Origin of the sequence: Burkholderia lata (genome assembly GCF_902499335.1) — a bacterium.
Classification (GTDB): domain Bacteria; phylum Pseudomonadota; class Gammaproteobacteria; order Burkholderiales; family Burkholderiaceae; genus Burkholderia; species Burkholderia lata_B.
Genome location: NZ_CABVQK010000003.1, coordinates 204,707 through 223,364 on the forward strand (window position 1 = coordinate 204,707; position 18,658 = coordinate 223,364).

An 18,658-nucleotide genomic window follows, 5' to 3' on the forward strand; every position below is an offset into this window, starting at 1 on the left:
ACGCGGTGATTACAGTGTCGCCCTTCAAATGGCAATGATTCTCATTCAGAGGCGACATTATGGCAATTTTCAGACAGGCGTGGGCGCGGCGCGTGTGCATCGGCGCAATCGCATGGATGCTCGGCGCGACCGTTGCACACGCATCGGCGGCGACGGCCGAGCCGGTTCCCTCGGTGTCGCCTGCGCCGGCGGCCGTGACCGATCTCGCGGGCCGCACGGTGCGCGTCCCGGCACAGGCGCCGCGCCGTATCCTGCTCGGCGAGAGCCGGCTGCTGTCGGCCGTCGCGTTGCTCGACGGGAAGCAGCCGCTCGCGCGCATCGTCGGCTGGCAGGGCGACCTGCCGCTGATGGACCCGCAGACCTACGACGCGTACGCCCAGGCGTTTCCGCAAATCCGCCGCATCCCGCTGATCGGCCAGGCAACCGAGGACAGCATCAGCGCCGAGAAGGCGCTGAGCCTGAAGCCCGATCTCGCGATCTTCAGCCTCGGCGGGCACGGGCCGAGCCGCTACAACGCGCTCGTGAAGCAGCTCGAGGCGACCGGTACGACGGTCGTATTCGTCGATTTCCGGCTGCATCCGCTGCAGAACACGCTGCCGAGCATCACGCTGCTCGGCGCGGTCATGCATCGCACCGCGCAAGCGAATGCGTATGCAACGTTCTATCGAGCGCATCTCGCGCGCATCGAGGCGGTCGTGAACCGGATTCCCGACGCGCAGCGGCCGAAGGTGTTCGTCGACCTGCTCGCGGGCGTGTGGGATGCCGGCTGCTGCCACACGGCCGGCAACGGCAATTTCGGCGAGTTCGTGACGGCCGCGGGCGGCCGCAACATTGCCACGGGGCTGCTGCCCGGCGTGCTCGGCGACATCAGCATGGAGCAGGCGATCGCCGCGCGGCCCGACGTGTACATCGCGACCGGCAGCCGCTCGAAGCCGGGGCTCGCGTCGCTGCGGGTCGGCGCGCAGACGAGTGCGCACGATGCGGCGGCGAGCCTCGCGCAGCTTGCCGCGCGGCCGGGCTTTGATGCGATCAAGGCGATCCACGACGGCCGTGTGCACGGCATCTCTCACAACTACTACGACTCGCCGTACAACATCCTCGCGATCGAAGCGTTCTCGAAGTGGTTCTATCCGCAGCAGTTCAAGGATCTCGACGTACATGCGACGCAGGCCGAACTGCATCGCCGCTTCCTCGCGATCGCGCCGCAGGGCGCCGAGTGGGTCGATGCGCCGCTACCGGCCGCCACGTCGCAGGCGGCACGATGAGCGACGCCGTGCTTCAGGATCTCGCGCCTGGCCGTATCCGTGCGGCGAGCCTGCGCGACTACCGCCGCCTCACGCGGCGGCGCACGGCCGCGCTCGTCGTCGTCGCGCTGCTGATCGTCGTGTCGGTGCTGTTCGACCTGTCGTCCGGGCCATCGGGAATGCCGGTCGCGACGCTGTTGCGCACGCTCGTCGAACGCGCGGGCGCCGATCCGGCCGCGCGCGTGATCGTCTGGCAGATCCGCCTGCCGTACGCGGCGATGGCCGTGCTCGTCGGCGCGGCGCTCGGGCTGTCCGGTGCGGAAATGCAGACGATCCTCGCCAATCCGCTCGCCAGCCCGTACACGCTCGGCGTATCGGCGGCCGCCGCGTTCGGCGCGTCGCTCGCGATCGTGCTCGACGTGACCATTCCCGGCGTCGCGCAAACCTGGGTCGTATCGGCGAACGCGTTCGTTTTCGCGTTCCTGTCCGCGCTGCTGCTCGATGCGGTCGCGCGCTGGCGCGGGATGAACACCACGGGCGTCGTGCTGATGGGCATCGCGCTGGTGTTCGCGTTCCACGCGCTCGTGTCGCTGATGCAGTTCATCGCATCGGCCGACGCGCTGCAGGGGCTCGTGTTCTGGACGCTCGGATCGCTCGCGCGCGCCGACTGGCCGAAGCTCGCGGTGCTCGGCACGGCACTCGCGATCGCGTTGCCGCTGTCGATGCGCAACGCATGGACGCTCACTGCGATGCGGCTCGGCGAGGATCGTGCGGCGAGCTTCGGCGTCGACGTGAAGCGCGTGCGGCTCGCGACGCTGCTGCGGGTGTCTGCGCTGTCTGCGCTCGCGGTGTCGTTCGTCGGCACGATCGGCTTCGTCGGTTTGATCGCGCCGCATCTCGCGCGCACGCTGTTCGGCGAGGACCATCGCTTCTATCTGCCCGGCAGCCTGCTGCTCGGCGCGCTGATGCTGTCACTTGCGTCGATCGCATCGAAGTTGATCGTGCCGGGCGTGCTGATCCCGGTCGGGATCGTCACCGCGCTGGTTGGCATTCCGCTGTTCCTCGGCATCGTCGTGCGGTCGCAGGGAGGGCAAGCATGAGCGGGCTGACGATCGCAGGGCTGACCGTACGTTATGGGCGGCGCGACGTGCTCACGTCGCTGAGTGCGGGGCCGTTGCCGCGCGGCCGGATCACCGCGCTCCTCGGCCCGAACGGCAGCGGCAAGTCGACGCTGCTGCGCACGCTTGGCGGGCTCACACGCGCTGCGTCGGGCGAGCTCGCGTTCGATGGCGCGACGCCGTTCGTGCCGGGGCTGCGCGACGCGCGTTCGCATGGCGTCGTCTACCTGCCGCAGGCGTTGCCGGCCGGCGTACGCCTGCAGGTGCTCGAATCGGTCGTCGTCGCGCGTCGCGCGACACGGCAGGGCTTCATGACGGCCGGCCGCGCCGGGAGCGGGGAGGGCGACGATACGGCCGCCCTTGCGGTGCTCGCGCGGCTCGGCATCGACGGGCTCGCGCTGCGCACGCTCGACGAACTCTCCGGCGGCCAGCGCCAGCTCGTCGGCCTTGCGCAGGCGCTTGCCCGCGATCCGCAGGTGCTGCTGCTCGACGAACCGCTGTCGGCGCTCGACCTGAATCACCAGCATCAGGTGATGGCCGCGCTGCGCGACATCACGCGCGAACGGCAGCTCGTGACGGTCGTCGTGCTGCACGACATCAGCGCCGCACTGCGCGGTTGCGACCGCGCGATGCTGTTGCACCGTGGCCGCATCGTGCGCTTCGGCACGCCGGAAGACGTCGTGACGCCGGCCAGCCTCGCCGACGTGTTCGGCGTCGCCGCGCGCATCGAGCGCTGCTCGCGCGGCCAGCTCCAGGTGCTGATCGACGGGCTCGCGGCCCACGACCCGGTTGCCGCTCCATCGCGCTAGCCGTCCTCTTCACTTCTCTCATCACCGGAAGGATTCATGTCGTCGTCTCATCAACGAGCCGGCCGATCGCCGTCGGCCGTGCTGTCGAACCTGTTGGGCGCTACGCTCGGGCTGGCCATGCTGTCGGCCGCGCATGCGCAGTCGGGCATTTCGGCCGCTGCGCCGGACGCTTCGTCGTCGCCGGGCGCGACGCTGCCCGCGATCGACGTCAACGCGCATTCGTCGCCATACCGCACCGAGTTCCTGCAGTCGGACCAGTTCACCGCGCCGCTGCTGGACGTCGCGCAGAGCGTCACCGTCATCCCGAAGAAAGTGCTCGACGAGCAGCAGGCGCAGAGCCTGCAGGACATCCTGAAGAACGTGCCCGGCATCACGTTCACGTCGGGCGAAGGCAATCTCGGCTGGGGCGACATGTTCACGATCCGCGGTTTCTCGGGCGAGCAGAGCATTACCGTCGACGGCATTCGCGACGCGGGCCTCGCCGGGCGCACGGATACGTTCAACGTCGAGCGCGTCGAGGTATTCAAGGGCACCGGCACGATCGAGTCCGGCGTTGCCGCGCCGGGCGGCAGCGTGAACCTCGTCAGCAAGGAGGCGCATGCCGGCGACGCGTACCACCTGTCGACGACGCTCGGCACCGCCAGCTACCGGCGCGTGACGGCCGACCTCAACAAGCAGCTCACACCGACGTCAGCGTTCCGGCTGAACCTGATGCGCCACTACAACGCGGTCGACGGCCGCGCGGTGACCGACTATGACCGCTGGGGCGTGGCCGGTTCGCTCGCGCTCGGCCTCGGCACGCCGACGCGCGTGACGATCGACTATCTGCACCAGAACGACGTGAACACGCCCGACACGGGCGTGCCGATCGAGCGCGGCACCGGCGGCGCGCGCATGCCGGGCGTGCCGCGCAACGGCTGGTACGGCGACCCGAACCTGTTCACCGATCGCGAGGTGACGGATCGCGCGACGGTCAAGGTCGAGCACGACTTCAACGACAACGTGCGGATTTCCAATATCAGCCGCTTCGAGCAGACCGATCGCATTACCGTCCTTTCGCCGGCGCGCTTCAACTCGACCGGCGGCACGTCGTACGGCTACACGGGCACGGGGCCGCTCGTCACGAGCGGCGCGGGGCTTGCGTCGTACAGCGGTTACGCGCCGATCGCGAATGCGTCACCGTTGGCCGTGCTGCGCGGCAGCAACTACGGCACGTCGAAGCGCTACGACATCGTGGCGAACGAAACCAACCTGAACCTGTCGTTCGACACCGGCGGCTTGCATCACGACGTCGTCGCGGGTGCGGAGGTGTATCACGAGCGCTACGGCGATCTCGCGCGCACGATTCTCGCGCCGTCGGTCAATCCCGTGATGAACCTGACGAACGCATACGGTACGAACATGGGTGGCGTGCCGACGCTCGAAGGTGGCGCGGGCGACTACGCGTCGCTCACCGATGCAGGCGTGTACCTGCGTGACACCGTGACCGTCACGCCGAAGTGGATCGTCGAGGGCGCGGTGCGCTACGACCGCTTCTCGCTGAAACAGGTCAACGGCGCGGCGGACGCGCACACCGTCGCGCGCAGTAACGACGGCGCGTTGAGCGGCCGCATCGGCATCACGTACAAGCCGGTGCCGTTCGGCAGCGTCTATGCGACCTACAGCCGGGCCGCGCAACCGTCGGCGGTCGGCGCGACGACCAACAACGTGATCTACGGCAACACGTCGAACCAGGACCTGCAGGCGGCCGTCGCGCAAACCTGGGAACTCGGCTCGAAATGGGACCTGTTCGACCACCGGCTGTCGCTGACGGGCGCGCTGTTTCGCACCGAGCTGTCCGATTCGTGGGACTACGGCGACGGCACGACGACGGTCGTGCGTGCGCTGCCGCCGCGCCGGGTCGACGGCCTCGAGCTCGGCGTGTCGGGCAACCTGACCGACCGATGGTCCGCATTCGCGGGGTTTGCCGCGATGCGCGGCCGCATCACGAAGGGCGCGAATGCCGGGTTGCGGCCCGCCAACGTGCCCAACGCGACGTTCAACCTGTGGACGACGTATGCCGTCACGCCGAAGCTGTCGGTCAGCTACGGTGCGCAGTACGTCGGCACGCGACGCTATACCGACAACCGCTACGTCGGCGGCCAGAGCAACAACAGCAGCACCGTGAACGGTGCAAGCGGCAAGCATCCCGTGTACGTCGCGGACGGCGAAAAGGCACCGTCGTTCTGGCTGCATTCGATCGCCGCGCGCTACGAAGTCGACAAGCACCTGACGCTTGGCCTGAACGTGCAGAACCTGTTCAACACGTTCTACTACTCGGCGATCGGCGCGTCGCTCGACGGCTTCCAGTTGTACGGCGTGCCGGGAGCCGGGCGCACCGTCATGGCAACCGCCGACGTCCGGTTCTGATGCGCGCGAGCGCCACCGCATCCGCTTCGAAGGAGAGCACACGATGATGATCGAGATTCCGGGCGTGTTCAGCCCGGCGGAGGCCGCCCAGCTCGTCGAGCGGCTGCGGGCCGCGCAATGGATCGACGGCCGCGCGACGGCCGGCGCGCAATCGCGGCGCGTGAAGGAGAACCGGCAGCTCGACGGCGACGATCCGCTCGCGCGCGAGATCGGCGACGAGATCATTCGCCGTCTCGCGCAGAACGCGGTGTTCATGTCGGCGGCGCTGCCCAAGCGCATTTATCCGCCGCTGTTCAACCGGTATGCGGGCGGCGAGTCGTTCGGCTATCACGTCGACAACGCAGTGCGCGGCATCCGCGCGTCGCGCGAGCGCGTGCGTACCGATCTGTCGGCGACGCTGTTCCTGAACGATCCGGCGAGTTACGACGGCGGTGAACTCGTCGTGCGCGACACGTACGGCGAGCACCGCGCGAAGCTCGCCGCGGGCAGCATGATCCTGTATCCGGGATCGAGCGTGCACAAGGTCGAGGCCGTGACGCGCGGCGAGCGACTGGCCTCGTTTTTCTGGGTGGAAAGCCTGGTGCGCGAGGATGCGCAGCGGAGTCTGCTGCTGGACATGGATGTCGCGATCCAGCGGTTGACGCAGCAGGACGCGGACGGGGAGTCGTTGCTGCAGCTGACGGGGGCATATCACAACCTGTTGAGGATGTGGGCGGATGCTTGACGGGGGGCTCGATGCAATCCTGGAATGAACGGCACGAGGATGGATGAGACGGGAATCCACCAGGAACGGTAAAGGGGCGGAGGGACAGAGAGCGGTGACGCGCGGACTTTGACGGTCGCTGAGCGCACTGAACTCGACGCGGTGTTTCTTGTCCATCATGAGCTGCTTGCCGCCGTGCCGGTCCATCGCGATCTTGAGGCGCCGGGGCAGGTGGGACGGGATGGCGCTGATCGTTTCGATGTGATGGCGGCGGCGTCGCGCGCCGCGTCATCGCCGCGACATCTTTCTCGCGTAAATCTATGGCACTTCGCCAGTCGGCGGGGTCCCGTTTCCTCTAGGAATACCGACCATGGCGGCAAAACGCCTTCGCATCAACATGATTACCCGTCGCCAGTCGACGTTCGACGGCCGGCATCTCGACACCGAGGCAGCACGTCGCCTCGGCGCGCACGCGCAGGACGCGATTCCCGCTCATCTGAAAGGCACGCAGGGCGCAGAAGCCGAATGGCTGCCGCGCGTGAAGGTCAGCGAGCGATAACCCGGTTACGCCGGTCGAACCCCTGCGCGACAGCGCCGATCTCGCCGTCCGGCGGCTCTCCCGATTTCGATCCATGTGAAACGCGCTCGCCGGACGGCGAGCGCCGGATCACGAACGTCGCGGCAATTTCGCCGCCCGCGGCCATCGACGCTATCGCGGCGCCAGTGCCGCGCGTGACCCGGATCGTATTGAGCGCCAATTCGCTGACATGCCGGTACGGGCCGCAGCCGGCCACGCACGATGGCCCGCCAAAGGTGCGTCGATGCGCCCGCAAGCAACGACCGTCTTGCGCCCCGGGGCGCCACCGGATCGCGGCTGCGGTCGTCGTAGTCGGCCTGCGCCGGCCGATTCGTCAAGTCACCGGCGGCGCGTGCCCATGATCCCCCAGCCCCCGAGCGTCGTCGTATTCCCGCGAAATATCCTTGTTCGTATAGTCCCCGAGCTTCGATGCGGCGACCACGCTCAGCACCGCACACACCAGCACGTACGCCGCGATCGCATACCCCGAGTGGTAGTAGGCAAACAGCGCCGTTGCAATCAGCGGTGCCGGGCCACCGGCAATGACGGACGCGAGTTGATAACCCATCGACGCGCCGCTATACCGCAACCGCCCCGTGAACGACTCGGCAATCAATGCAGCCTGCGGTCCATACATCATCGAATGCGGAACCAGCGACAACACGATGGCCACGAAGATCCAGACCGGATTCCGGCTATCGACCATCGCGAAGTAGACGAATCCGAACACGCCGACGGCAGCCGCGCCGATCATGTACATCCGCCGCCGCCCGATCAGGTCCGACACGTGCCCGAACAGCGGAATGGTGAAGAACTCGACCACGGATGCGGCCAGCACCGCCGCCAGCAGCAGTTCGCGCGTGACGCCCAGCGCCGTGATCCCGTAAGTGAACACGAACGCCGTATAGATATAGAAGGGCGCCTGTTCGGCCATCCGCGCGAACGCCGACAGCACGATATCCCTCGGCTGCTTGCGCAGCACTTCGAGCATCGGCGTCTTCTCGATCCGACGCTCGGCCAGCAGCTTCGCGAAGATCGGCGTCTCGAGAATGTTCAGGCGGATGTAGAGCCCGATCCCCACCAGCACGATGCTCAGGAAAAACGGCACGCGCCAGCCCCACGCGAGGAAGGCACCGCCGGAAATCCAGCTCATGGCCAGCACGGCAAGGTTGGCGAGGAACAATCCCGCCGGCACGCCGAACTGGGGCCACGACGCGACGAAACCGCGATGCGCATTGGTGCGCGCCCACTCCATCGACATCAGGACCGAGCCGCCCCATTCGCCACCCACGCCGACGCCCTGGATGAAGCGCAGTACCGTGAGGATGACGGCGCCCCAGATGCCGATCGCGGCGTAGGTCGGAACGAAGGCCACGGCGAACGTGGCGAGCCCCATCAGCAACAGGGTCACGATCAGTGTGGCCTTGCGTCCGATGCGGTCGCCGTAGTGGCCGAAGATCGCCGCGCCGACCGGGCGTGCGACAAAGCCGACGGCATAGATCAGGAACGCCTGCAGCGTGCCGACGAGTGGGTGGGATTGCGGGAAATACAGCTTTGCGAAGACCAGGCCGGTGACCGTGCTGTAGAGGAAGAAGTCATACCATTCGATCGTGGTGCCAATCGTGCTGGCGATGACGGCGCGGTGCAACTGGCGCCGGGCTTCCTCGTCGGAGAGGGGCGTGGCCGCGGATTGCATGGCAGCCATTTTGATATCTCCCGAAAAAGGGCGATAGAGAAATAAACCATACGCCCCGCAACAGGTTCCGGCAAGCGCGAGCCGGGAATGAATCCCGCAGCTCACGGGTTTTCATTCAGCCATCCTTATATATCATTAAATGATACTAAATCGGCATTCGCCGCGACGCGATGAGGTTGGCGCGATTTGCGTTCAGCGGGAAGCTCGGCCTGTGCCGAGCACGAGTATCTCTTCAGCACCGGCAAGCGTGTCGTTTGTCGTCGCGTGGGCGATATCGGAGCCGGTTACATGCGCCGATCGCAGCGGCGTCTCGTCGGCGGTCGATGCAGCGCATCGTATGTGCGAAGGCCGCGTTGATGCCGGCGTCAGTGGGTCGGTCACTGGTTGCATTCTTCGCTGCAATCAATTCGATCGAATACAAAATCGCGAATAGTCTGCAAACCGAATAGCCGTCACCTGGAATCAGTGCGCGCTGTCATAAAAAATTGCGGCCGCCGGATGGCAGATGCGTGATGCAGCGAGCACGCCATGCTACGCTTGGTACGGTGTTTCGCGACGGATTCGCGTCGCCCGAAAATGACATGAAGCAGACGCGCCGCGCGCCGAGAATGCGGACAGCATCGACCAACGATGCGTCCCTCGATGAATGAAGGGCGAGCGACGGATTGAATGGAGTGACCGTACCGGCGGCCGCGCGGCAAGCGATCGGCGCCGGTGTAAGGTCACCGAAAATAATATTGTCTCCGGGGTGAAGCTCATGGCGTGCCAATGTGCGTTCCGTTGTCCGTTCTCGGCGCTGCAGTCGGATTTCCCGTCGCGGTACACCGGAGCACAGCGATGAATACGCCGTGCGGTGCGGTGCAGTTCGCCGCGCACAGTGCCGGACCGGCGCCGCGCACGCTCTCCGAACCGATGCTGGTCGGCCAGTCGCCCACCCTCCTGCAACTGATCCGGCTGGTCGACCACGTTGCACCGACACGCCACGCGTTGCTGGTGACGGGGCCGACCGGTTCCGGCAAGGAGGTCGTCGCGCGTCGCATCCATGCGCTCAGTGAAATGCCCGACGCGCCATTCGTCGACGTGAACTGCGGCGCGATTCCCGAGAACCTGGTCGAAGCCGAACTGTTCGGTCATGTGCGTGGCGCGTTCACCGGCGCATCGGGGAGTCGAGCCGGCGTGTTCCAGCAGGTCGGAAGCGGCACGCTGTTTCTCGACGAGATCGGCGAATTGCCGCTCGCGCTGCAACCGAAGTTGCTGCGCGTGCTCGAGACCGGCAGCTTTCGTCCGATCGGCGCGTCGGCTCCGCTGCGTTTCGATGGGCGCGTGGTCGCGGCTACCCATCGCGATCTGCACGAAGCAGTCCGATTGGGTCACTTTCGCGAGGATCTCTACTACCGGCTCGCGGTATTCGTGCTGGCGGTGCCCGGCCTGGATCAGCGCGCCGACGACATTCCCGCGCTCGTCAGGTACTTTGCCGCGCAGCAGCAGCGTGTGATCGATTTCACGCCGGCCGCGATGCAGCGGCTGCGTCGCCACGCATGGCCGGGACATGTGCGGCAGTTGCGCAATTTCGTCAGCCGGCTCAGCGTGCTCGCCCCCGATACCCTGGTCGGTGTCGACGTGCTGGAACCGTTCCTCGCGACCGAGACACGCGGCGCCGAGTGGGGCGAGCAACTGGCCGACCGCCTGTTGCAGCTTGACGGCGACGACAAGCTCGCGGCCGCCGAATATCTGCTGATCGATCGCGCGCTCCAGAGAACCGACAACAACAAGAGTGCGGCCGCCGCGCTGCTGGGTGTCAGCCGCAAGGTCGTCGAGCGGCGGCTCAAGGCGCGGGTCGATCGCGACGACGAGGCGCGCCGACATCTGGGCCACGCACAGGCACTCATCCGGAACGCGCGGTTCCGCGACGCGGTGCCACTGCTGCGGCGCTGCCTCGACTGCCTGATGAAGAGCGGCGACGAGACCGATACGCGGTGCGTGCGTTTCGACGCCTATCTCGCGCTGGCCGTCAGCCTGCGCAGCATGCACGGCTGGCTCTATCCGGAGGTGAGCGCTGCCTATGCGGCGGCGCTCGCGGCAGGCGAGGGCGTGTGCGACGCCGCCGAACTCGCGTCGACGCAGTTCGGCATCTGGGCCGCCCAGCTCATGACGATGCATCTGAGCGACGCGCGTGCAACCGCGCAGGACATGTTGCAGCGCGCACACCGGGGCGGCACGCCGGCGACGCTCGACGACGCACACGTCGCGATGACCAGCACGCTGTTTTGCCTCGGCGACAGCAGCGAGGTCATCGCGTGCCTGGCGCGCGGCAACCTGCTCGGCGTCGGTCTCGACGATCATCGCGTCGGCGCGCAAGGCCTCGACCTGGCCGGGCTCGCGCTGACCTTCGAAGGGCTCGCCTGTTATCAGACGGGGGCCGACGATCGCGCGCGACACGCGATGGCGGTGCTGATGGCGCGCGCCGCCCGGCCGGGCGTGCACGTGCCGGACCTGCTGGGCGCCGCGTGGCTCGCATGCCTGTTCGACGACTTCGCACAGCTCGGTGAGCTTGCCGCCGAACTCGTCCGCGTTGCGGAACGCACCGGGCTCTCGTTCTGCCAGGGCGCGGGCGAGATGTTCCGGGCCTGCTGGCTCGGCGCAAACGGCCGGTTTGGCGAGGCCGAGCAGATGTTGCTGAGCGGCCACCAGCATATGACGGGCCACGGCGGCACGCTGTTCTATTCGCTGACGACCTGGCAGCACGGCGAACTGCTGCTGCGCGCGGGCCGCTACCGCGACTGCGAGCAGATCCTGAGCGCCGCGCTCGACGTCGTGCTCGAGGGGCAGGAGCGCGTGTATCTCGGCGAATTGCTGGTGGCCCGCGCCCGTGCGGTGCGTGCCGGCGGCGGGCTCGAGCGGGCCGAACAGGAGCTGCGCAGCGCGATCTCGACGGCCCAGGCGCTCGGCTCGGTGCCGGCACGCGTCTCCGCCGCGACGCACCTCGCCGATCTGCTGGCCGGAACCGGCCGGCACGTCGACGCGATCCAGACGCTCGAACGCGCTTTGCGCGGCACGCCGCCGCTGCAGGCGGCGCCCGTGACGCAGCGTGCGGCATCGCAGCTTGCCGAGCTGCGCCGCGCGCATGCGCTGATGTCCTGTCCGCCGCCGCGCCACGATCGTGGCGCCGTCGCACGTCCGGCACATCCGTGATCGATCCGCGACGCTCTCCACACGGGAAAGCCGGCTGACGACATATCGACCGGTTCGGCGCGATCCTCGATCGCCCGGACGTCAGGCTGCGCGTTCTTCGGCTGAAGCACGAGGGCGCGAGCCGGCGGTGCGCCACGTGCGCGACCTGCCGAGCCACATCCCCCATACGACAGCGACCGGCATCGCCTGATCGATGTTTGCGCCTGCCGACACGAGCGCGGCCGCATGCTGCTTTTTCATGACCCCGGCGGGTGAACGCGCTCATGCGGGGCAGCGATACCTGTTGGCCGCAAGCGTGCCGTCGCGATGCGAACGACGGCGACGTCGCGTGCTGTCGGGACGTGCGAGCGGACGAATTCGTCCATCCGGCATCGATTCACCGGACGCCGGCGTCCACCGCCGAACGCCCGCCACGCCCCCGTCCGCCGGAAACGGCCTGCCGGTGGGGCAGCACGCGGCTGGCACGCGATTCGCTAAAGAAGCACGCCGTGCGTCGGTGCCGCCGACGCCAGCGCGGTACCGCACGATGCGGCTTGCCGCGGCGCACTTCACTTCCGATACGAGGTCGACATGGATGCCATTCCGCTTCCCGCTTTCCGATCGCCGGCCAATCAGGCCGCGAGAGATCTCGCGGACTATCCGACCGCGCTCACCGCGTTCGCGGCACTCTGGAACGCGTATCTCGACGCCATCTCGCAGCAGGCGATCGTCGGCAATCCGTGGCAGGCGAGCAATTCGGCGAACACGCCGTATTACTTCAATCCGCTCACGACGGTGATCCCGACCGACGCGCCGACCAAGCCCGTCCAGTGGTCGGCGATGCCGGGCCGGATCGCGTACTACGACCAGGCGGACTGGGACAGCGAGTTGTCGCTCACGCAGATCAACCAGCTCGCGGACTACGGGTGGACGCCGTCGCCCAGCGCGGCCGGCCGGCAGACGTTCCCCAACCTGACCACGGATCCGTGCTCGGGCGACCCGGACGTCAAGGCGTATGGCCCCTATGGCCCGCGCGGCTGGCAGGACGAGTATTGCGAGTGGAGCGTCGTGCGCGACCCGACCACCAACAAGATCGTGCGGATCGATTTCACCTGCGAGAACCCGGAATACTGGTACACGCTGTGGCGGGTCGCGCCGGACGTCGTACTCGACCTGTACCGCGCGACACTCGACAATCAGGCCATCCAGCTGTCGGACCTGTGGCTCAAGGATGCCGGCGGCAACCCCGTGCTCGATCCGTCGACGGGCGACCCCGCATACGACCCGCTGAACATCTGGAATCGCGGCACGGAGCGTACCGCGGCCTCGGGTGGCGCGATGCACCTGACGAGCACGCCGAACACGCTGCAGACCGAGCTGGCCGGGCTCGCCGGTGCGGCAACCATCCAGCGGTCCAGCCATCCGGGCGGCGCGGAGCAGCTCCTGTGCTGCGCGCAGTTCGGCCAGCCGCATCGCAACAGCGATCCGCACATCGGGTTCGTCGTCAACCAGGTGGTCGGGACGAACAAGAAGATCACGATCGCCGATCCGCCCGGACTCTACATGCAGATGCCCAGCTTCAGCCAGTACGCGCTGCCGTCGAACGCGCCGGCCGGCGCGAAAGCGCAGGATTACTGGCGGGTCGTGCGCGGTGCGATGTCGCTGAACGACATGTACGGCAATCCGCTGCCGGGCAACTTCATCCTGCACGCGGTGTTCGAGGTGCCGGCCGAGCTCGGCTTCACCGTCGGCGACATCACGATCGGCGGCGCGACGATCGATTATGCGGCCCAGGTCGCGGCGACCTTCTTCATGCAGATCAACGCGACGGCGATTCCGGTCAACCCGCCGCTGAACCAGCAGGGTTGCGCGGGCGACGCGCCGACGCCTTCGCCGCAGCCGCTGCAGATGTGGCACACGGCGCTGTGGAATGCGTATTACGGCACCGCCGCGCCGGTGAATCCGGTCGGGCACCCGATGGTGCTCGCGAGCAACACGGTGATCCTGCCGCCGACAGTCGGGCGCGGCACGCAGGCGGTGCCGATGAGCCTCGTGTGCCGCGGCGCGAGCGTCGGCCCCAACGGCGAGTTGCCGACCGTCGGTTTCGACGGACCGGACGGCAACGTGACGGCGGTGGTGACCGGGCTGGTCGACAACGTCACCTATACCGTGCCGGGGGATTCGTATCCGTCGACGAACCAGGTGCTGTCGATCGACGTGACGATTGCCGCCGGCGCAGCGCCCGGCCTACGGGGCGTACGCGTCGGCAACCACGGGGAAGCGGCCGGCCAGGCCGCCCCGGGCTTCCTCTGGATCGAGTGATGAGCCGCGCACGACAAGGAGCCGGTCCGGCGGCGCGCATCGCCGCGACGGCCGGCGCATGCCTCGCGTTCGCGGCGGGCAGCGTGCACGCGAAAGCGCCGCCGTCGCCCGTCCCGGCCGACGCGAGCGGCTACGCGACGACGGCGCGTGCCGCGACACCGTCCTACAACGCCTGCGTCGAGCCGCCGACCGTGTCCTACACGCTGCCCCGAGATGCGGCCATCTCCGATCAGGACGACATGAATTGCTTTGCCTGGCAGCAATTCATCGCGTTGAACTGGCAGGCGTCGGCCACACGGAATGGCCAACCCGACACGAGCGTGACGGCGGCGTCGTTCGGCATGCCGGCGGCGTCCGGTGCGCCCGCGCCGACCGTCTGGGAAACCTACGCGCTGAGCTCGAACGTGTTCCGCAAGAACGCGGCCCAGCCGCTGCCGTTCAACGGCGTCAACCGGAAGGCGGGCGGGCGCGCCAGCCCCGGCACGACCGGGTTCGTGCGCGGCGCGGCCGCCGAAGATGCGCTCACGGATATTCTCCAGGCATTCATCAAAACGTGGATCACGGCGCAGAACGGCAAGCCGACGTACTACGAGAAGCGCATGAACGTCGAAGAGTACGACTACATCGTCGGCAACCGCCTCTACGATGCGAGCGCACAGTGGCAGCGGATCGCGGACGGCACCGGCATTCAGCTGCCGGACGGCTCCGCGGACGGCACCGTCGGTGCGATCGAAATCAAGGCCGCCTGGCTGCCGCTCACCGATCCGTCGCTGTATGCGCGCTACCTGACGCGGCCGGCCACGCTGATCGATCCGGCGAGCGGCAAGCGCGAGAAAGCGGTGGTCGGCCTCGTCGGACTGCACATCATCCACAAGACGCGCACGGCACAGCAGTTCACGTGGGCGACGTTCGAGCAGGTGGACAACGTGCCGGTACAAGGTCAGGTCGGCGCGGGGCCGTACACCTACTACAACCCGCGGTGCAATCCGGCCTCGGATCCGTACCAGTGCCAAGTCAACACCGCGCCGGTTTGCACCGGCAACGCGTGTGACTACGCGCAGCCGACCCAGATTGCCCGCGTGGAGCCGATCCGCGACGACGTCGCGGCGCTGAACGCGTACGTGCAGGACGTGATTCGCGGCGCGAATCCGAAGTCGGTGATGCAGTACTACCAGTTGATCAGCGTGATGTGGCCGTCCTCGTCGACACCGATCAGCGGCACGCCGCTGGCCCCCCTGACCGCCGGTACGCCGCAACCGCCGAACGGGGTCGGCGGGCTCGCGAACGCGGTGCTCGAAACCTACTTCCAGACGCTCAACTCCGCATCGCCGAACCCGTTGCTCACGCAACCGAACTGTCTTGCGTGCCATACGGTTGCGAAGCTGCCGGCGCGCGGCTTTCCGCCCGACTGGGGGAACCGGCCGAAGACCTATGCGAGCGACTACAGTTTTCTGTTCAGCGAGGCGGAAGCACGGGCAGCGGCGTCGCTCGTGGCGGCGCCGTGCAAACCGGCGGCCGCGCGCGCCGGCCAACCGAAGGACCGAGGTTGTTTCAGGAGAAAACCGTGAAAAGAGAAAAGCTGGAGTTGCCGCGCGAGTGGACCCTGCCGGCGTTGAAGATCCACCTCCAGGATGCGATCGATCTCGAACTGTGGACGATTCCGTACTACCTGACGGTGCTGTATTCGATCAAGGAGCCCGGCTCGCGGGCCGCGCAACTGATCCAGGCCGCCGTCTACCAGGAAATGCTGCATGCGCAACTGGTCGCAAACGTCGCCAACGCGTACGGCTTCTCGCCGAAAGCGAGCGTACCGGTGTACAAGGGGCAGCACGTTCCCCATCTCGATTTCGACCTGGACGAGCCGAATCCGACGACCGAGTTCACGCCGTACAGCGCGGAGCTCGGCCCGCTCGACGCGGCGCGGATCAACACGATGTGCCTCGTCGAGTATCCGGAGTGGTGCACGGGGCGCGAACCCGACGTGGCCGACACGACCGACCAGTACGGCTCGATCGCCGAGTTCTATACGGCGCTGCGTTACGGCATGGGCGCGCTGCGCTCGGAGGTGGTCGGCAATCGCCGCCAGTTCGACGAGTTCGGGCCGTTCTACCGGAACCACCCGGGGCTCACGGTGACCGAAGACGGCGACGCCGGGTTCCGGCAGGCGCTGACGCTGCTCGACATGATCGTCGAGCAGGGCGAAGGCCAGACCGAGCCCGCCGAGACCGTGCCCGTCGAATTCCAGAACACGGCGGACGGCTTTCACAACAAGACGCCGCATTTCCAGCGCTTCGATGCCATCCGGCGCCTGCCGGCGCTGCCCGCGACCTATTCGGGCGAAGCGAATCCGCCGTCGGGCAGCGCCGGACACGCCGCCCAGCAGGTGCTGATCGGCGATTTCGCGGCGTTCCTCAAGGTGCTCGACGGCATGTTCCGCGGCGAAGCCCCGCCGCCTTCGTTCGGTGTCCTGATGGCGAAGCTCGGCGGTGACATCCTGAGCTGCTGGAAGCACCAGGCCATTCCCCGATTCTCGCAGGAGCAAGCATGAGCCTGTCATCCCACTTCCGTATCCATCCGGCTTTCGGCATCGCGCGCGTCGGCACGAGCGAAGAGTTCTACCTCGGGCCTGAAACGATGGCAGGCTTGCCGATCGATCCGTCCGTCGACGTCGGCAACCCGCATGTGACGGGTGGCCTGCCGATCAAGGCCGGCACCGAATCGCAGGTGATCTCGAGCGAGGACCTGCGCGATCGTGGCGGGCGCATGAAGCGGCAGGCCGCACGCTTTCGCATCTATCACTACGCGACCGACGGCGGCGAGGAGCACTACCCGAACGGCGGCGGTACCGAGGTGGCGATCGGCAGCGTGATCGACGGCAAAACCGTGCGCGACATCGTCTGGTCCGTGCATCTCGCGAACAAGAAGGCGAACGCATACCTGCTGAACGACGAACTCGGCCTCGCCGTGTACGAGAAGACGAACGCCGACCAGCTGAACCTGCGCAACGCGGCGGAAGGCGAAGACCCGAACAACGCGGCGCGGCTCAAGAAGCTCGTGATCGACGCGGGACCGCGCGCGATCCGCGGAACACACCACGGCAGCGTGCGGTTCGACAAGGCGACGATCGCGACCTACGTGGCCGAGCACGGCTCGATCAAGCCGATGCCGAACTATCCGAAGACGTTCCCCGACGACGGCTTCTCCCAGCTTTATACGCCGACCGGCATGATCGACACGCTCGGCGAACTGCGCACCGACGAGAAGGGACGCCTGCTCGTGCTGCCGGCGTGGGGCCGCGCGTGCGGCTGGCTGCGCCCCGACGGCACGCCGTTCCCGCTGATCGGCGGCCTGATCGCGCCGGGGGAATACGGCGACGTGAACGCGGACGGCTGGTTCGACGACACCGCGGATGGCCCGGTGTCGGCCACGCTCGTGTTCGAGGACGACTCCACCGCGAGCGTGGTGCCTGCGTGGGTGGTCAGCACCGATCCCGGCTACGCGCCGCAGACGCTGAACGTGACCAGCCTCTGGGACGACATGTTCGACACCTGGGTGCGGCGCATGGACTTGATGCCGGAGATCTTCGATCACCGCTTCAATCGCGAATACCGGCCGAGGTTCGACGATCATCTTCTGCCGATCTTCCGTGCCCCCGCGCTGCAGCGCTGGAACACGAACCTGCCTGCACGCGCGATCGCCGCGCACGATGCGGTCGGCGCGATCCGCGCGCAGGACGACCCGCGCGAGACGATCATGACGGGCCTCGCCTACGTGCGCAATCCGAACGTGCCGGAGCAGTCGAATCTCGGCGCGCCGCTGATGCCGCTGTCGATGGGTGATGCGGGCAAGGCGTTCATGAGCGTCACGCTGACCCAGTATTTCTTCCTCCAGCAGTGGAACGAAGGGCGGTACGACCGCGACGCGCGCCTGACGCTCGGGCCGGGCGAGGCGCTCGACCGCACGGTGATGGTGAACTGTCTCGGCGGCCGCTTCGCGCCCGGCATCGAAATGACCTTCATCATCCGCGATCCCGCGATCTACCAGCAGGACTGGCAGACCTCCGGCGCGGGGCCGTTCCGGCTGCGCGCGCGCCCGCTCGACTACGCGACGGTGCAGGCGAGCGCGCCGTTCCTGACGGTCGGCTATGTGCCGCTGCATCCGGGGCCGGACGGCATCCATCCGGCGCCGCTCGAGCCGGGCGACGTGTCGAAGTTCATGGCGGTGCCGTGGCAGACCGACTACAACGCGTGTGCCACCCACAACTCGGCGCCGAATCCGACCAACAGCACCGCGCTCTACTGGTCGTGGCCGTCGCAGCGGCCGGTCGCCGTGCATGTGGCGGCCGACGTGCACGACGGTCAGCCCGGCCCGCAGCGCTATTCGATTCGCGGCCCCGGCACCGCCACCGACGATCTCGGCGAAGCCGGCCGGTATCAGGATCTGCTCGACATCGTGAAGCACTGGCACCGTATCGGCTTCGTGATCCAGGGCAGCGCGATCGCGGGTGAAACCCGCTACAGCCCGGAGTTGTATCTCGAGGTGGCGAGCCAGCTCGACGATCCGCCGATCGAACCGTGGCCGATGAACTCGAATTCACTCGGCGGCTGAG

13 protein-coding genes are annotated in these 18,658 nt (G+C 67.5%); 11 read left to right on the forward strand and 2 right to left on the reverse strand.

Features of this window, described 5'->3' with window-relative positions:
• Nucleotides 1-59: 59 nt before the first annotated feature.
• The 6 genes from BCO18175_RS08640 to BCO18175_RS08665 all read left to right on the forward strand — a co-directional run bounded on the left by BCO18175_RS08640 (nt 60) and on the right by BCO18175_RS08665 (nt 6,842).
• Entirely contained in the window at nt 60-1,265 is a 1,206-nt protein-coding gene (locus BCO18175_RS08640) for an ABC transporter substrate-binding protein (RefSeq protein WP_174980253.1), read from the forward strand.
• On the forward strand, nt 1,262-2,344 hold the full coding sequence (locus tag BCO18175_RS08645; RefSeq protein ID WP_174980254.1) for a FecCD family ABC transporter permease: 1,083 nt from the start codon (nt 1,262-1,264) through the stop codon (nt 2,342-2,344). Before BCO18175_RS08640 ends, BCO18175_RS08645 begins: the two co-directional genes overlap by 4 nt.
• Nucleotides 2,341-3,171: an ABC transporter ATP-binding protein gene (locus tag BCO18175_RS08650; protein WP_174980255.1), complete on the forward strand. Its 831-nt coding sequence runs from the start codon at nt 2,341-2,343 to the stop codon at nt 3,169-3,171. Before BCO18175_RS08645 ends, BCO18175_RS08650 begins: the two co-directional genes overlap by 4 nt.
• A gap of 36 nt (nt 3,172-3,207) precedes the next feature.
• Nucleotides 3,208-5,580 carry a TonB-dependent receptor gene (locus tag BCO18175_RS08655; protein WP_174980256.1) on the forward strand — a complete coding sequence of 791 codons (2,373 nt, stop codon included), beginning with the start codon at nt 3,208-3,210 and terminating at the stop codon, nt 5,578-5,580.
• A gap of 43 nt (nt 5,581-5,623) precedes the next feature.
• Entirely contained in the window at nt 5,624-6,304 is a 681-nt protein-coding gene (locus BCO18175_RS08660; RefSeq protein WP_174980257.1) for a Fe2+-dependent dioxygenase, read from the forward strand.
• Nucleotides 6,305-6,653: 349 nt separating this feature from the next.
• The gene (locus BCO18175_RS08665) at nt 6,654-6,842 is read left to right on the forward strand and encodes a hypothetical protein (protein WP_069249558.1); all 189 of its coding nucleotides are present in this window, start codon (nt 6,654-6,656) and stop codon (nt 6,840-6,842) included.
• On the opposite strand, the gene BCO18175_RS08670 is transcribed toward BCO18175_RS08665, so the two are convergent.
• The gene (locus BCO18175_RS08670) at nt 6,829-7,041 is read right to left on the reverse strand and encodes a hypothetical protein (protein ID WP_174980258.1); all 213 of its coding nucleotides are present in this window, start codon (nt 7,039-7,041) and stop codon (nt 6,829-6,831) included. The two genes, BCO18175_RS08665 and BCO18175_RS08670, sit on opposite strands and share 14 nt — an antisense overlap.
• Nucleotides 7,042-7,194: 153 nt before the next feature.
• The gene (locus BCO18175_RS08675) at nt 7,195-8,565 is read right to left on the reverse strand and encodes an MFS transporter (RefSeq protein ID WP_174980259.1); all 1,371 of its coding nucleotides are present in this window, start codon (nt 8,563-8,565) and stop codon (nt 7,195-7,197) included.
• A gap of 903 nt (nt 8,566-9,468) precedes the next feature.
• On the opposite strand from BCO18175_RS08675, the gene BCO18175_RS08680 reads away from it, so the two are divergent.
• From BCO18175_RS08680 to BCO18175_RS08700, 5 genes are all read left to right on the forward strand, one after another.
• Nucleotides 9,469-11,748, forward strand: coding sequence for a sigma-54-dependent transcriptional regulator (locus tag BCO18175_RS08680; RefSeq protein ID WP_174980555.1), 2,280 nt, complete (start codon nt 9,469-9,471; stop codon nt 11,746-11,748).
• Between the two features lie 570 nt (nt 11,749-12,318).
• The gene (locus tag BCO18175_RS08685) at nt 12,319-14,049 is read left to right on the forward strand and encodes a hypothetical protein (protein ID WP_174980260.1); all 1,731 of its coding nucleotides are present in this window, start codon (nt 12,319-12,321) and stop codon (nt 14,047-14,049) included.
• Entirely contained in the window at nt 14,049-15,617 is a 1,569-nt protein-coding gene (locus tag BCO18175_RS08690) for a hypothetical protein (RefSeq protein ID WP_174980261.1), read from the forward strand. Before BCO18175_RS08685 ends, BCO18175_RS08690 begins: the two co-directional genes overlap by 1 nt.
• A complete protein-coding gene (locus BCO18175_RS08695) occupies nt 15,614-16,597 on the forward strand; it encodes a ferritin-like domain-containing protein (protein ID WP_217483906.1) in 984 nt (327 codons plus the stop codon). Before BCO18175_RS08690 ends, BCO18175_RS08695 begins: the two co-directional genes overlap by 4 nt.
• Entirely contained in the window at nt 16,594-18,657 is a 2,064-nt protein-coding gene (locus tag BCO18175_RS08700) for a LodA/GoxA family CTQ-dependent oxidase (RefSeq protein WP_174980263.1), read from the forward strand. The genes BCO18175_RS08695 and BCO18175_RS08700 overlap by 4 nt, the downstream gene beginning before the upstream one ends.
• Nucleotide 18,658: the final 1 nt, after the last annotated feature.